The following is a 16207-nucleotide window of genomic DNA, read 5'->3' as shown; positions in this document are numbered from 1 at the left end:
ATTTAGCGCGCCGCGGGCTTCGCGTCTAGTGGTGGCCTTCGTGATGCGCCGGATTTCCGGCCGACTGTCCCGGCTCGACCACGGCAAACTGGCCCATCATGCCCTGGTCCTCATGCCAGAGCAGATGGCAGTGATACATGTACACCGAGTTCGGATCGGCGGGTCCGTCGAACCGCATGGCAATCTTCGCCCTCGCGTTCGGTGGCAGGAAGATGGTGTCCTTCGGTCCGGTCAGCGCGTCCGGCGGTGGCGCGCCGTTCAGTTCGAGGACTCGGAACTGCACATCGTGGATGTGGAAGTTGTGCGGCATCCCGTCGCTGTTGTGCACCATCCAGGTTTCGGCCGCACCCCTGATGACGGTGAAATCGATTCGATCCATTGCCATCGGCGTGCCGTTGATTCCGCTCAACTGCAACTCGAAGTCGCGCTCGGTCACCGAGTCGGAACCGTCGGGAGTCGACGGATGTGCCAGTGCCACAGGCAATTCGGGCGAGGGCCGCAGTGTCGGTGCCGCGCGCAATTCGAGGACGTCGAAGCTGTCGTCGCCGCCGGCGAAACGCTGCGCCCAGAAGTCCAGCCCCGCATCGAGTTTCGTGCTGCGCAGCACCGTCCGCTCACCAGGTCGCACCCGGACCACGATCTCGGCGCGCTCGCCCGGCGACAACCGCACCCGATCCAATGCGACCGGGCGTTCCAGCAGGCCGCCGTCGGTGGCGATCAGGGAGAAACGGCGATCGTCGGCGAACCCGAAGGTGTAGATCCGTGCGGTCGAGGCATTGAGCAGCCGCAACCGCACGAGTTCGTCGCCGACATTCCGGTACGGCGTCAGGGTGCCGTTCACCATCGTCCGGTCGCCGAGGAAGCCGATATCGCGAAACATGCCATGGGACGAATCGAGCTGGTTTCCACGGAATTTCACGTCTTGGACAATGACGGGCAGATCGTCGACACCATAGTTGTTCGGCAGCGAAAGTCCTTCGGACACCTCGTCGTCGAGCAGGAACATGCCCGCGAGCCCACGCCGGACGTGCTGTTCGGTCGCGCCGTGCGGATGTGGGTGGTACCAGAGCGTCGCCGCCGGCTGATCCACGGTCCATCGCGGTGTCCACGTGCCACCGGCCTGCACCATCTGATGCGGTCCGCCATCCATCGCCGCCGGAAGATGCATGCCGTGCCAGTGCACGGTCGACGGCTCCGAAAGTTTGTTCCGGACTTCGACTTCCACCCGTTCACCGCGGCGGGCCCGCAGCGTCGGCCCGAGATAGTCGCCGTTGAACCCCCATGTTTCGGTGGTGTGTCCCGGGCGGAATTCCCGTCGCCCCGAGCGCATATCGAGTTCGAAGACGCGGGTGCCATCGTCTCGGATCCGGGACTGGGCCAGCGGCGGAATCGCGAGCTCATTGCTGAAATCGGTACTGCCGACCGTGGATACGGCCGCGCCGCGATACACCCACGTGACGCAGCCGCCGACCGAAAGCAGCAATACCGTCGCGAACGCCGCGACAATCAGGAGCAACCGCCGCAGCCAGCGCGGCCGAGAAACCGAAGACATGCGACGACGGTAGGGATCGGCACTACCGCCCACATCCGGGAGCGTCCCGATTTCGTCCCTGATTTCGGGGGTCAGTCCTCGGCGAGTTCGGCGGCCGAATCGCGCCCGGCCGCGGCGGTGCGGCGCAGGAAATCCGCGATCAGATCCAGTTCGGCCTCGGAGTAGCGATCGCACAGATCGTCCATGCGGCTGTTCATGCCCGAGAGCATGCGGTAGAGCTCCGGGTTGCGGTCCCGGGTGGCCCGCACGGTGACGGCGCGGCGGTCGCTGGCTTCGGGATCGCGTTCCCGGATGATGAAGCCCCCGCGCTGCAGGCGGTCGAGCACGCCGGTCATGGTCGCCGGATGCATTCCGGCCAGCCGGGCCAGGGCGCCCGGGCTGAGCAGGCCGTGCCGGTTGATCCGAGAAAGCATTGATCCCGGTGTTTTCGCTGGTAGAGGTCAAAACAGACGGCTGCTACGCGCCGTGACGCGCGTCACATCATGCGACTGTCACGTCCAGCGGAGGTGGTTTGTCCCATGGTCGTCACCAACCGAGAAACCTGTCCGGTGACACCGACCATGGGAGCAACTATGAATACAGCATCGCGTAACGATTCGATGAGGGGTAGCGGCCGGGTGATGGGTGGGCCAACCACGCATCGGATCGTCGTACTCGGCGCGGGCTACACCGGCATGCTGGCCGCCATCCGGCTGGCCCGGCGGACCCGCAAACTCGATGTGCAGATCACCCTCGTCAACCCGTCGTCGCGCTTCACCGAGCGGCTGCGCATGCACCAGGTCGCCGCAGGCCATGAGTTGGCCGACTATCAGATCCCGGAGATCCTGGCGGGCTCGGGCGTCGAATTCGTCCAGGGCTGGGCGAGTTCCATCGACCCCGAAGCCCAGCGGGTCTACCTCGACGGCACCGCCACTCTGCACTACGACGAGCTGATCTACGCCCTCGGCAGCAGCACCGACACCAGCATCGTGCCCGGCGCCGCCGATCACGCCTGGACCCTGAACGATCCGCGCACCGCGCACCGTTTCTCCGAACACCTCGCGCTGGTCGCGGCCAATGGCGGCACCGTCGCGGTCTGCGGCGCCGGTCTGACCGGTATCGAGGCGGCGGCCGAAATCGCCGAAAGCTTCCCCGGTGCGAAGGTCACGCTGATCAGCAGCACCGAACCGGGCGCGATGATGGGTGATAAGGCCCGCGCCTACCTGAACAAGGCACTCGACCGGCTCGGCGTCGCCCGCGAGATCGGCCAGGCGGTCACCAAGGTGCTGCCCGATGCGGTCGAACTCGCCGATGGCGAACTGGTCTCGGCCGATCTGACCCTGTGGACCACCGGCGTCCGGGTTTCGCCGCTGGCCACGCAGGCGGGCATCGAAACCGACGCGCGCGGGCAGATCGTGGTCGACCCGACCCTGCGGTCGGTCTCGCACCCCACCATCCACGCCATCGGCGACGCCGCCGCGGTGCGCCAGGCCTGGGGCCAGATCCACGGCACCTGCCAGTCCGGCCTGCCGACCGCCGCCTACACCGCCGATGCCATCGCACGGCGGTTGAAAGGTAAGTCGGTCGAGCCCTTCCGGTTCGGCTACTTCCACCAGCCGGTCAGCCTGGGCCGCAAGGACGCGGTCATCCAGTTCACCAAGGCCGACGACACTCCGGGACGGTTCTACCTGACCGGACGCGCCGCGGTGCTGTACAAGGAAGGTGTGAGCAGCAGCCCGGTACCCAGCTTCAAGCTCAGCAAGAAGATGACGGTCTCGGTCCAACTGTCCAAGGGTGGCAAGGCGACTCGCCAGACTGCATGAGGAACCGGCCCGGATCGACCGCCCGCCACCCGAGGCGGGCGGCAGGGTCGGCTGTCGTGTTCGTCCGGACATCCCGATTGCGGAATTCGGACCTGGACCAGGAGCATGAGCCCAATGGTTGACGCTACGCCCGCGCCGGATCCGTTCATCGAACACCGGCGGCTGCTCTTCGCCACCGCCTACCGGATGCTGGGCACCGTCACCGATGCCGAGGACATCCTCCAGGACGCCTGGCTGAAGTGGAACGAGACCGATCAGTCGACGGTCCAGCACCCCAAGTCCTACCTGGTTCGCACAGTCACCAACCTCTCGTTGAACCGGCTCACCTCCGCCAAGGCCAAACGCGAAACCTACGTCGGCCCATGGCTTCCCGAACCCCTGCTGACATCACCGAATATCGCCGAGGAGACCGAATTGGCCGACACCGTCTCCACCGCGATGCTGGTGGTGCTGGAAACGCTGAATCCCGTGGAGCGTGCGGTATTCCTGCTGCGCGAGGTCTTCGGCTACAGCCACGCCGAAATCGCCGACACCCTCGACAAGCCCGAGGCCACCGTCCGCCAGATCGCGCACCGGGCCCGCTCACATGTGCAATCGCGCCGCCCGCGTTTCGATACCGATAAGGCCGAGCGCGCGCACATCACCGAACAGTTCATGTCCGCCTGCAACGGTGGCGATCTCAACGCCCTGATGGATCTGCTCGCCCCCGATGTGACCTCCTGGTCCGATGGCGGCGGTGTGGTCACCGCGGCCCGGCGTCCGCTCTACGGTCCGGACCATGTGGCCCGCTGGGTCCTCGGCGTACTCGCCAAGCCGACGGTCGCTGGCGTCGTGCTCGAACCGGCGCATATCAATGGCGAACTCGGTGCGCTCGCGCTCATCGACGGAAATCCGGTGGCGGCGTTCACCTACGACATCATCGACGGTCACATCCACGACCTGCGCTTCCAGGTCAACCCGAACAAGCTCAAGGGGCTGTACATGGGTACGGATGTGCTCGGCTGAGACCGCCTGAACGGTTGACCGTTCGCCTGCGGCAAAAGCCCAGGCATCCGACGCGCCGTACCCGGCTTACCGTTCTACGCTCGTGCCGTGAACAGCCAGACCATGCAAGCCGACGTGGACGGGGGACAGGTCCGGGTTTCCACCCTGGAGCTCTTCTTCGACCTCGTCTTCGTCTTCACCATCACCCAGTTGACCCACGTTTTCACCCACCATCCGGGGTGGGCGTCGTTGGCGCAGGTGGTGGTTCTGTTCGGGGTCATCTGGTGGATGTACAGCGGATATGTCTGGCTCACCAACGAAGTGGCGCCGAATAGTCCGCAGCGCCGCACCCTGCTGCTGATCGGCATGTTCGGATTCTTCGTGCTGGCACTGGCCATCCCCGACGCATTCCACGGCACCGGCCTCGCATTCGGGCTCGGCTACGTCCTGGTCAATACCGTGCACACCGTGCTGTTCTGGGTCAGCGGCGGCTTATCGGCGTCGCAGGCGATCAAGCGCATCGCGCCGTTGAACGCGCTTGCCGCGGCGCTCGTGCTCGCGGGTGGTTTCGTGCACGGATGGTCGCAGTACCTGTGCTGGGGCGCGGCATTCGCGGTGCAGGTGCTCAGCCCCTATCTGGTCGACACCCGCGATTTCGTGGTGCGGGCCAGCCATTTCTGCGAGCGGAACGGGTTGGTGATCATCGTCGCCATCGGCGAGTCGGTGGTCGCGATCGGCGTCGGTCTGGCTGGGGAGAAGCTCACCGTGCCATTGGTCGCCACGGTCGCGCTCGGCCTCTGCCTGGCCTACGTGCTGTGGTGGGCGTACTTCGGTATCGATGACGACCGCGGTGAACTCGCGCTGGCCGCGGTCCCGGACCGGGAACGCTCACGTCCCGCGGTACTCGCCTACGGCTACGCGCTCTATCCGCTGCTCGTCGGCATCACCGTCACCGCCGCCGGCATCAATATGACCATCGCGCACGGCAACGAACCCGCCTCCATCGCCGCGGCGTCGGCGCTGTCCGGCGGTGTCGCCCTGTATTTTTTCGGTCAATTCTGCTTCCGGCTCGCCCTGGGCCTACCGCGCCCGTGGTCGCGGCTCATCGCCGCCGCCGCGGTGGCCGCGACCATCCCGATCGGAGTCGCGTCGGTGGCATGGGCGCAGCTCGCGGTGCTGGTCGCGGTCGGCTATGCGGCGGTGATCATCGACGACCTGATCACCCTGCGCTCCGGCCAGCACAGCCGCTACGTTTGATGTCGGGAACAATGGTGAGTCGTGCGTAGTGAGGAACTCGCGGTCGAACCGCCCGCCGCGGCCCAGCGATTGCTCGGCTCGACGCTGTGGGCCGGACCGGTGGGCGTGCGGATCGTCGAGGCCGAGGCCTACGGCGGCGATCCGGCCGGACCATGGCCGGATCCGGCATCGCATTCCGGTCGCGGGCGGACCAAGCGCAATGCGGTGATGTTCGGGCCCGCCGGGGTGCTGTACGTCTACCTCAGCTATGGAATGCACACGTGCGTGAACGTGACCAGTGGGCCGGACGGCACGGCGAGCGCGGTGCTCATCCGATCCGGCGAGGTGGTCGCGGGCTTGGAGACGGCACGGGCGCGCCGTCCCGCAGCCCGCACCGATGCCGATTTGGCAAGGGGCCCAGGCAATCTCGGCAGCGCCCTGGGAATCACGCTGAGCGGCTACGGAATTCCGCTGTTCGATCCGGCGTCGCCGATCCGGCTGGAACTCAACGGCGCGATCGACCCCGCCGAGATCGCCAGCGGCCCGCGCGTCGGCGTCAGCAGCGCGGCGGATGTGCCGTGGCGATTCTGGCTCGTATCGCCTGCCGTCTCGGTCTACCGACGTAGCCCGCGCGCACCGATCGAGGCGATATAACACCAGGTGGCAGCATTTTTCGGAGCGAGCGATGAGTTTTCGCCGCGGTGTCCGTCCTATCTGTTGAACGCGCTCCACCCGGCGCGACCGACCCGAAGGAAAGACACCATGACCGCCATCGCCTCCGCCGCCCCGATCACCGCCGCCGCCCACCGCCCCGGCAAGAAGACGAATGTCGCGCTGTGGACCGTGCAGATCCTGCTCGGGCTGTTTCTCATCATCGCCTCCGCTGCCCCGAAGCTGTTGGGCGCACACGCGGCGGTCGAATCCTTCGACACGATCGGCTGGGGACAGTGGTTCCGCTACTTCACCGGCGTGGTCGAGCTTGCCGGCGGCATCGGCCTGCTGGTGCCCCGCCTGAACGGCCCGGCGGCCGTCGGCCTGACCATCACCATGGTGTGCGCAGCGCTGACCCAGGTGTTCCTGCTCGGCGCGCCCGCCCTGGCCCCCTTCCCGCTGGTGCTCGGCGTGGTATTCGTCTGGATCGCCTGGCAGCGGCGCGACAGCATCACCGCGGTGCGCGACCTGCTGGCTCGCTGACCATCCGAACAACCAACACGATCGGCAGACCTCGGTCTGCCGATCGTTGTCGTGTTCCGAGCCGCTTTCCGAAATGGGCGGGACTGATCGTCTTCCGCAGCCACCTGGTACCCGGCGTTGCGGGTCGGCGCGCCGACCAGGTGCCTGCTGCGTTCATAGCGCCGCTCCGCGATCGAATGCGGCGCTTCATCCGCCCCGGATATCGGCCGCCGGGCTCGATTTCGATGCCCGCTGCACCCACGCGGTGTAGATCATGTTCCGCACTGGGTAGCCCCCGGAAAATCGTTCGACCTGCGCTGCGGTGCGCGGTGAGATCGAGGGGCATGCCGGTCGCGGGGACCGGTGCGGAAAGATGGGACAGCGTGAGCGGCGACATCATCGACGAACTGACCTGGCGCGGACTGATCGCGCAGTCCACCGACTTGGACGCCCTGCGCGCAGCGGCGACTGCGGGCCCGCTGACCCTCTATGCCGGTTTCGACCCAACCGCGGCCAGTTTGCACGCCGGACACCTGGTCCCCTTGCTCGCGCTGCGGCGCTTCCAGCGCGCGGGCCATCGCCCGATCGTGCTGGCCGGGGGCGCCACCGGCCTGATCGGCGATCCGCGCGACGTCGGCGAGCGCACCATGAACTCGACCGACACCGTCGCGGAGTGGGCCGACCGGATCCGCTCGCAGCTAGAGCGCTTCGTCGACCTCGACGATTCACCCACCGGCGCGATCATCGCCAACAACATGGACTGGACCGGCCAGCTGTCGGCCGTCGAATTCCTGCGCGATATCGGCAAGCACTTCTCGGTCAATGTCATGCTGGCCCGCGACACCATCAAGCGCCGCCTCGACGGCGAGGGCATCTCCTACACCGAATTCAGCTACATGCTGCTGCAGGCCAACGACTACCTGCAGCTGCGCCGCAAGTACGGCTGCGAGCTGCAGGTCGGCGGCTCGGATCAGTGGGGCAACATCATCGCGGGCGTCGAACTGAACCGCCGGGTCGACGGCGCATCGGTGCATGCGCTGACCGTGCCGCTGGTCACTTCGGCCGACGGCAAGAAGTTCGGCAAGTCGACCGGTGGCGGCAGTCTGTGGCTGGACCCAGAGATGACCAGCCCCTACGCCTGGTACCAGTACTTCGTGAATACCGCCGACGCCGATGTCGTGCGCTACCTGCGCTGGTTCACCTTCCTCTCCCGCGAAGAGCTGGCCGAGCTGGAGGTGGCTACCGCCGAACGCCCGCACGCGCGGGAAGCGCAGCGCAAGTTGGCCGAGGAAATGACCAACCTGGTGCACGGCGAGGCGAATACCCGCGCCGTGCAGTTGGCGAGTCAGGCGTTGTTCGGTCGCGCCGATCTGCGTGACCTGGATGAGGCGACACTGGGCGCAGCGCTGCGCGAAGCCGCCGTCGAGGGCACGGTCGCCGAGGTCGAACCCGCAGCGCAGCACACCATCGTCGATCTGCTGGTGGCCACCGGTCTGTCGGAAAGCCGTGGTGCGGCCCGTCGCGCGGTGAACGAAGGCGGGGCGTCGGTGAACAACGAGCGGATCTCCGACCTCGAATGGACCCCCGCCGATACCGACTACCTGCACGGACGATGGTTGGTGCTGCGCCGCGGCAAGCGGAACTTCGCCGGCGTACTGCGGGCGGGCGCATAAAGATCACGTGGCTCGGGTCACATTTGGCTGGCCCGAGCCCGCTTTTCGGACGGTCGAATGGCCTCTGACCTGCGAAATAACATGCGTGTAGTGCGGATTTGACTCGGCGTTCCCCGCCGCGTAACTTTGTCCAAGTCAGAGCGACACGGACACCGACCCGGAGCCGAAAGGCCTGGGAAACGAGGTAGGACGAGGAGCGCCTGACGGCCAGCAAGACCGGATCGGACGAGTGGCTTGACTCTGCTCGGGTGATTGGCTAGGCTGGAAAAGTTGCTCAGGAAGCCCCCAGTGAGAATCTAGGGTCAACCTGCGTGCGCCTGTTCTTTGAGAACTCAATAGTGTGTCGATGAATGTCAGTGCCAAATATTATTTTGGTTCCGGCTCCTCATACCCCCGTGTGGTGGGGCTGGACATTTAAGTCAGCAAATACTTTTGTTGGCGTTTGATTTTGCCATGGTTTTCGGACTCTGGTTAATTCTTCTGATTCGCCCCTTTCGGGGTTGTTTCAAGAGTCTTCAACGGAGAGTTTGATCCTGGCTCAGGACGAACGCTGGCGGCGTGCTTAACACATGCAAGTCGAGCGGTAAGGCCCTTCGGGGTACACGAGCGGCGAACGGGTGAGTAACACGTGGGTGATCTGCCCTGTACTTCGGGATAAGCCTGGGAAACTGGGTCTAATACCGGATATGACCATGGGATGCATGTCTTGTGGTGGAAAGATTTATCGGTGCAGGATGGGCCCGCGGCCTATCAGCTTGTTGGTGGGGTAATGGCCTACCAAGGCGACGACGGGTAGCCGACCTGAGAGGGTGACCGGCCACACTGGGACTGAGACACGGCCCAGACTCCTACGGGAGGCAGCAGTGGGGAATATTGCACAATGGGCGGAAGCCTGATGCAGCGACGCCGCGTGAGGGATGACGGCCTTCGGGTTGTAAACCTCTTTCGACAGGGACGAAGCGTGAGTGACGGTACCTGTAGAAGAAGCACCGGCCAACTACGTGCCAGCAGCCGCGGTAATACGTAGGGTGCGAGCGTTGTCCGGAATTACTGGGCGTAAAGAGCTTGTAGGCGGTTCGTCGCGTCGATCGTGAAAACCTACCGCTCAACGGTGGGCTTGCGGTCGATACGGGCGGACTAGAGTACTTCAGGGGAGACTGGAATTCCTGGTGTAGCGGTGAAATGCGCAGATATCAGGAGGAACACCGGTGGCGAAGGCGGGTCTCTGGGAAGTAACTGACGCTGAGAAGCGAAAGCGTGGGTAGCGAACAGGATTAGATACCCTGGTAGTCCACGCCGTAAACGGTGGGTACTAGGTGTGGGTTTCCTTCCACGGGATCCGTGCCGTAGCTAACGCATTAAGTACCCCGCCTGGGGAGTACGGCCGCAAGGCTAAAACTCAAAGGAATTGACGGGGGCCCGCACAAGCGGCGGAGCATGTGGATTAATTCGATGCAACGCGAAGAACCTTACCTGGGTTTGACATACACCGGAAACCTGCAGAGATGTAGGCCCCCTTGTGGTCGGTGTACAGGTGGTGCATGGCTGTCGTCAGCTCGTGTCGTGAGATGTTGGGTTAAGTCCCGCAACGAGCGCAACCCTTATCTTATGTTGCCAGCGCGTTATGGCGGGGACTCGTGAGAGACTGCCGGGGTCAACTCGGAGGAAGGTGGGGACGACGTCAAGTCATCATGCCCCTTATGTCCAGGGCTTCACACATGCTACAATGGCCGGTACAGAGGGCTGCGATACCGTGAGGTGGAGCGAATCCCTTAAAGCCGGTCTCAGTTCGGATCGGGGTCTGCAACTCGACCCCGTGAAGTTGGAGTCGCTAGTAATCGCAGATCAGCAACGCTGCGGTGAATACGTTCCCGGGCCTTGTACACACCGCCCGTCACGTCATGAAAGTCGGTAACACCCGAAGCCGGTGGCCTAACCCTTGTGGAGGGAGCCGTCGAAGGTGGGATTGGCGATTGGGACGAAGTCGTAACAAGGTAGCCGTACCGGAAGGTGCGGCTGGATCACCTCCTTTCTAAGGAGCACTTCTACATGGTCGGCTCGAAGAGTCGAGAACGACTGTGTCAGAGACCGTTTCGGGCTCGTCTGTAGTCCGGCGGAAGCTCATGGGTGGAACGCTGACAAGCTTCATCGCATCGAGTTTTCGGCTGTGTCCGGAAGCTGTGGTGGATATATCGACACACTGTTGGGTCCTGAAAGAACAGGCGTTCTTTCCAGGCAAGATAACGACGAGGCTGGTTCTTCAGTCATACCGCTGGATGTTTGGTCCGGGCTGGTGCTGAGTTGGGAATCGGTTTTGTGTGTTGTTTGAGAACTGCACAGTGGACGCGAGCATCTTTGTTAGTAAGTGTTTAAGAGCGTACGGTGGATGCCTTGGCACCAGGAGCCGATGAAGGACGTAGGAGGCTGCGATAAGCCTCGGGGAGCTGTCAACCGAGCTGAGATCCGAGGATTTCCGAATGGGGAAACCCAGCACGAGTGATGTCGTGTTACCCGCATCTGAATATATAGGGTGTGTGGAGGGAACGTGGGGAAGTGAAACATCTCAGTACCCACAGGAAGAGAAAACAATTGTGATTCCGTGAGTAGTGGCGAGCGAAAGCGGATGAGGCTAAACCAGTTAGATGTGATAGACGGCAGTCGTTGTCTGGCTGGGGTAGTGGGGCTCACTTTCTTGATTCTGCCGAGTCGAGCAACAGTCAGAAAAGTTCGTGTTAGTCGAAGTGGTCTGGAACGGCCCGCCGTAGACGGTGATAGCCCGGTAGGTGAAAACATGTGCTCTGTTGTAGTGGGTGCCCGAGTAGCAGCGGGCCCGTGAAATCTGCTGTGAATCTGCCGGGACCACCCGGTAAGCCTGAATACTCCCTGGTGACCGATAGCGGACTAGTACCGTGAGGGAAAGGTGAAAAGTACCCCGGGAGGGGAGTGAAATAGTACCTGAAACCGTGCGCTTACAATCCGTCAGGGCCTGCGCCACCTTCGGGTGGGTGGGTGATGGCGTGCCTTTTGAAGAATGAGCCTGCGAGTTAGTGGCATGTGGCGAGGTTAACCCGTGTGGGGTAGCCGTAGCGAAAGCGAGTCCGAATAGGGCGTTTGTAGTCGCGTGTTCTAGACCCGAAGCGGAGTGATCTACCCATGGCCAGGGTGAAGCGACGGTAAGACGTCGTGGAGGCCCGAACCCACTTAGGTTGAAAACTGAGGGGATGAGCTGTGGGTAGGGGTGAAAGGCCAATCAAACTCCGTGATAGCTGGTTCTCCCCGAAATGCATTTAGGTGCAGCGTCACATGTTTCACGCCGGAGGTAGAGCTACTGGATGGTCTAGGGGGCCTACAAGCTTACCGAAATCAGCCAAACTCCGAATGCCGGTGTGTGAGAGCGTGGCAGTGAGACTGCGGGGGATAAGCTTCGTAGTCGAGAGGGAAACAGCCCAGATCGCCGGCTAAGGCCCCTAAGCGTGTACTAAGTGGAAAAGGATGTGGAGTCGCGAAGACAACCAGGAGGTTGGCTTAGAAGCAGCCATCCTTGAAAGAGTGCGTAATAGCTCACTGGTCAAGTGATTCTGCGCCGACAATGTAGCGGGGCTCAAGTACACCGCCGAAGCCGCGGCATTCACACAATACATCCGCCGTTTCCTACGGGTTTCGGTGCAGTGGTGTGGATGGGTAGGGGAGCGTCCTACAGCCTTGGAAGCAGCGGCGTGAGCTAGTTGTGGAGGCTGTGGGAGTGAGAATGCAGGCATGAGTAGCGAAAGACGAGTGAGAAACTCGTCCGCCGAATGACCAAGGGTTCCTGGGCCAGGTTAATCCGCCCAGGGTGAGTCGGGACCTAAGGCGAGGCCGACAGGCGTAGTCGATGGACAACGGGTTGATATTCCCGTACCCGTGTATCCGCGCCCAATGGCGAATCAGTGGTGCTAAGTATCCTGAACCGGACCTATCACCTTCGGGTGAAGAGATGGGGATGCATACGACCCCTGCTGTAGTAGTCAAGCGATGGGGTGACGCAGGAAGGTAGCTGGGCCAGTCAGTGGTTGTACTGGTGTAAGCCTGTAGGGCGTTGTGTAGGCAAATCCGCACAACATTCAGCCTGAGAGGTGATGCGTAGCCGATTGAGGTGAATTCAGTGATCCTATGCTGCCGAGAAAAGCCTCTAGTGAGTTGGTACACGGCCCGTACCCCAAACCGACACAGGTGGTCAGGTAGAGAATACTGAGGCGATCGAGAGAACTGTGGTTAAGGAACTCGGCAAAATGCCCCCGTAACTTCGGGAGAAGGGGGACCCGGTCTGGTGATGAGATTTACTCTCGGAGCTGGGTTGGGTCGCAGAGACCAGAGAGAAGCGACTGTTTACTAAAAACACAGGTCCGTGCGAAGTCGTAAGACGATGTATACGGACTGACGCCTGCCCGGTGCCGGAAGGTTAAGAGGACCGGTTAGCGTTTCGGCGCGAAGCTGAGAATTTAAGCCCCGGTAAACGGCGGTGGTAACTATAACCATCCTAAGGTAGCGAAATTCCTTGTCGGGTAAGTTCCGACCTGCACGAATGGCGTAACGACTTCTCTGCTGTCTCAACCACAGACTCGGCGAAATTGCATTACGAGTAAAGATGCTCGTTACGCGCGGCAGGACGAAAAGACCCCGGGACCTTCACTATAGCTTGGTATTGGTGTTCGGTACGGTTTGTGTAGGATAGGTGGGAGACTGTGAAGCATGCACGCCAGTGTGTGTGGAGTCGTCGTTGAAATACCACTCTGGTCGTATTGGACTTCTAACCTCGGACCATGATCTGGTTCAGGGACAGTGCCTGGTGGGTAGTTTAACTGGGGCGGTTGCCTCCTAAAATGTAACGGAGGCGCCCAAAGGTTCCCTCAGCCTGGTTGGCAATCAGGTGTCGAGTGCAAGTGCACAAGGGAGCTTGACTGTGAGAGTGACAGCTCGAGCAGGGACGAAAGTCGGGACTAGTGATCCGGCACCGGCAAGTGGAAGCGGTGTCGCTCAACGGATAAAAGGTACCCCGGGGATAACAGGCTGATCTTCCCCAAGAGTCCATATCGACGGGATGGTTTGGCACCTCGATGTCGGCTCGTCGCATCCTGGGGCTGGAGTAGGTCCCAAGGGTTGGGCTGTTCGCCCATTAAAGCGGCACGCGAGCTGGGTTTAGAACGTCGTGAGACAGTTCGGTCTCTATCCGCCGCGCGCGTCAGAAACTTGAGGAAGGCTGTCCCTAGTACGAGAGGACCGGGACGGACGAACCTCTGGTGTGCCAGTTGTCCTGCCAAGGGCACTGCTGGTTAGCTACGTTCGGAAGGGATAACCGCTGAAAGCATCTAAGCGGGAAGCCTGTTCCAAGATGAGGTTTCTCACCACTTCGAGTGGTTAAGGCCCCCCACAGACCATGGGGTTGATAGGCCAGAACTGGAAGCCCGGTAACGGGTGTAGGTGACTGGTACTAATCGGCCGAGGACTTACCAACAAAGAAGCTACGCGTCCACTGTGCGGTATCTGAAACAACACACAGATACAGGTAGACAGGAAACACTACCGACCCCCCGACTCGGGGGTTGTGGGGGTTTTCTGGGGCTGTCTGTGGATAGTTTCATAGAGTTACGGCGGCTATAGCGGTGGGGAAACGCCCGGTCCCATTCCGAACCCGGAAGCTAAGGCCACCAGCGCCGATGGTACTGCACTCGACAGGGTGTGGGAGAGTAGGACACCGCCGGAACATCCTTCACGATAGGGGACCCAAACTTGGGTCCCCTATCGTCGTTTATGCACCTAGATCTAAGCCGTGCTCGGGGTCCGACCGCCGACACATGATTGAATTCAGGGGTTCGACAACCTCTGGCGGAACCTAGAAAGGGGCCACCGTGTCGGAACAGAACGACGGCCGGAAGTCCTTCCGGCGGAGCGGTCCCGAGCGCGGCTCCGGCCAGCGCAACGAGGGTCCCGACCGCGATCGAGGCAGTGCCCCCCGCGACGACTCCACCGACCGAGGTAGCTCCGGCGAACGCGCTGGATTCAAACGCAGTGGCGACTCGAGTTCTCGAAGCAGTTCGGGTGACCGTGGCAGTTTCAACCGCAGCGGTTCGGGCGAGCGCGCTGGCTTCAATCGTGGCGACTCCGGTGAGCGCGGCGGTTTCAACCGTGGTGGTGATTCCAGTGACCGCGGCGGCTTCAAACGTGGCAGCACCGGCGGCTTCAAACGCGGTGACTCCGACCAACGCGGCGATTCTTCCAGTGACCGGGGCGGCTTTGCTCGTGGTGGTTCCGGTGAGCGCGGAGGATTCAAACGTTCGGGCGACTCTGGTGATCGCGGTGGCTTCAAGCGAAGTGGCGATTCTGGTGAGCGGGGCGGGTTCAGCCGTAGCGATGCGGGTGCTCGCGGTGGATCCCAGGACCGCGGCGGCTTCGATCGTCGGGAAGATTCGGGTCAGCGTGGCGGTGGTTCCGGTGAGCGCGGAGGCTCCAAGCGCGGTGGTGATGCCGGTCAGCGAAGCGACTCCGGTGACCGTGGCTACCGTGGCGGATCGGGGGACCGAGGTGGTTCTGCCCGTGGTGGCTCCGGTGATCGCGGCGGTTTCAGCCGTGGTGATTCGGGTGATCGTGGTGGCTATGGCCGCAGTGGCTCGGGCGAGCGCGGTGGCTTCAAGCGCGGTGACTCCGGTGATCGCGGTGGCTTCACCCGAGGTGGTTCCGGTGAGCGTGGTGGCTTCAAGCGCGGCGGAGACTCGGGGCAGCGGGGTGACACCGGTGAACGCGGCGGGTTCAAGCGGCGTGAGGATGCTCAGCGTGGCGGTTTCAGCCGTGGTGGTGACTCCGGTGGCCGGGGCGGCTGGACTCAGCGTGGCGATGACTCGCAGGACCGCCGTCGGGGCGGCGAAGGCGCACGAGCCGGCGGATCGGCGGATCGGCGTGCACCGCGGCCGGAAGAGCCGGATCTACCCGATGACGTTCAGGCGACCGATCTCGAAGTCGAGGTGCGCCGCGATCTGCTGAGCCTGGATAAGGGCAATGCCGAAACGGTCGCCCGCCACCTCGTGATGGCGGCCCGACTGATCGACGACGACCCGCGTCTTGCTCTGGCCCACGCACGAGCTGCCCGCCAGCGTGCCGGTCGCATTGCCGTGGTCCGCGAAACCGCTGGCGTCACCGCTTACCACGCGGGTGAATGGGCCGAGGCGCTTTCCGAACTACGCACGGCCCGCCGGATGTCGGGCGGTTCCGGTCTGCTCGCGGTGATGGCCGACTGTGAGCGCGGCCTCGGTCGCCCCGAACGCGCCATCGAATTGGGCCGAAGCGATGAGGCCCGTGCCCTGAGCGGTGATGAGGCCACCGAACTCCGCATCGTGGTCGCGGGCGCTCGTATGGACCTCGGCCAGTACGACCAGGCCGTGGTCACCTTGCAAACCTCGGAACTGGACCCGTCCCGCACGGGCTCGGCCGCCGCCCGCCTTTTCTACGCTTACGCCGACGCACTGGTCGCCGCAGGCCGCACCGCCGAGGGCCTTACCTGGTTCCTCAATGCCGCCTCCGCCGACCTCGACGGCGAAACCGACGCCGAGGAACGCGCCGAAGAACTAACCGGCGACACCGACCAGTAGCTGCACCGCGAGGCCATGCCAAGCGTGACGACCAAGCTGGGCTCGTCGGCCCGCCCAGGCGGCCCATGGTCCTCAATTGGGGTATGTGACTGCGTTGGCGGGCACGTGGAGTTCGTTGGGCGACTGGTGTCAGGGCCGTCGGTGAAGTGTTCGTCTATGTGGGTGACG

General features: G+C 63.1%; 8 protein-coding genes, 3 rRNA genes and 1 pseudogene. 10 read left to right on the top strand and 2 right to left on the bottom strand.

Annotation, left to right across the window (positions count from 1 at the left end; translation table 11 throughout):
- Positions 1–25: 25 nt before the first annotated feature.
- Entirely contained in the window at positions 26–1552 is a 1527-nt protein-coding gene (locus ACQP0C_RS28005; RefSeq protein WP_433724673.1) for a multicopper oxidase family protein, read from the bottom strand.
- A 71-nt stretch (positions 1553–1623) separates the two neighbouring features.
- Entirely contained in the window at positions 1624–1965 is a 342-nt protein-coding gene (locus ACQP0C_RS28000) for a MarR family transcriptional regulator (protein WP_433724671.1), read from the bottom strand.
- A 159-nt stretch (positions 1966–2124) separates the two neighbouring features.
- On the opposite strand from ACQP0C_RS28000, the gene ACQP0C_RS27995 reads away from it, so the two are divergent.
- From ACQP0C_RS27995 to ACQP0C_RS27950, 10 genes and pseudogenes are all read left to right on the top strand, one after another.
- Entirely contained in the window at positions 2125–3354 is a 1230-nt protein-coding gene (locus tag ACQP0C_RS27995; protein ID WP_433724669.1) for an NAD(P)/FAD-dependent oxidoreductase, read from the top strand.
- 114 nt (positions 3355–3468) lie between these two features.
- Positions 3469–4359: an RNA polymerase sigma-70 factor gene (locus ACQP0C_RS27990; RefSeq protein WP_433724667.1), complete on the top strand. Its 891-nt coding sequence runs from the start codon at positions 3469–3471 to the stop codon at positions 4357–4359.
- Between the two features lie 87 nt (positions 4360–4446).
- Positions 4447–5595: a low temperature requirement protein A gene (locus ACQP0C_RS27985; protein ID WP_433724665.1), complete on the top strand. Its 1149-nt coding sequence runs from the start codon at positions 4447–4449 to the stop codon at positions 5593–5595.
- Between the two features lie 21 nt (positions 5596–5616).
- Positions 5617–6228 carry a DNA-3-methyladenine glycosylase gene (locus tag ACQP0C_RS27980; protein ID WP_433724663.1) on the top strand — a complete coding sequence of 204 codons (612 nt, stop codon included), beginning with the start codon at positions 5617–5619 and terminating at the stop codon, positions 6226–6228.
- Positions 6229–6336: 108 nt separating this feature from the next.
- Complete coding sequence (locus ACQP0C_RS27975; RefSeq protein WP_433724661.1) at positions 6337–6768, top strand: DoxX family protein; 432 nt, start codon at positions 6337–6339, stop codon at positions 6766–6768.
- 362 nt (positions 6769–7130) lie between these two features.
- Complete coding sequence (gene tyrS / locus ACQP0C_RS27970; RefSeq protein ID WP_433724659.1) at positions 7131–8420, top strand: tyrosine--tRNA ligase; 1290 nt, start codon at positions 7131–7133, stop codon at positions 8418–8420.
- A gap of 515 nt (positions 8421–8935) precedes the next feature.
- A 16S ribosomal RNA gene (locus ACQP0C_RS27965) occupies positions 8936–10452 on the top strand.
- Between the two features lie 327 nt (positions 10453–10779).
- Positions 10780–13911 (top strand): 23S ribosomal RNA (locus ACQP0C_RS27960).
- Positions 13912–14043: 132 nt separating this feature from the next.
- Positions 14044–14160: ribosomal RNA gene (rrf, locus tag ACQP0C_RS27955) — 5S ribosomal RNA — on the top strand.
- The 16S, 23S and 5S rRNA genes sit together here, the layout of an rRNA operon.
- Before the next feature lie 772 nt (positions 14161–14932).
- Positions 14933–16039: pseudogene (locus ACQP0C_RS27950) on the top strand (tetratricopeptide repeat protein); the annotation flags it as partial.
- Positions 16040–16207 lie beyond the last annotated feature (168 nt).

This window comes from Nocardia sp. CA-129566, assembly GCF_050956075.1.
In the GTDB taxonomy this organism is placed as follows: Bacteria; Actinomycetota; Actinomycetes; order Mycobacteriales; family Mycobacteriaceae; genus Nocardia.
This window is presented reverse-complemented; position numbering and strand designations above follow the sequence as displayed.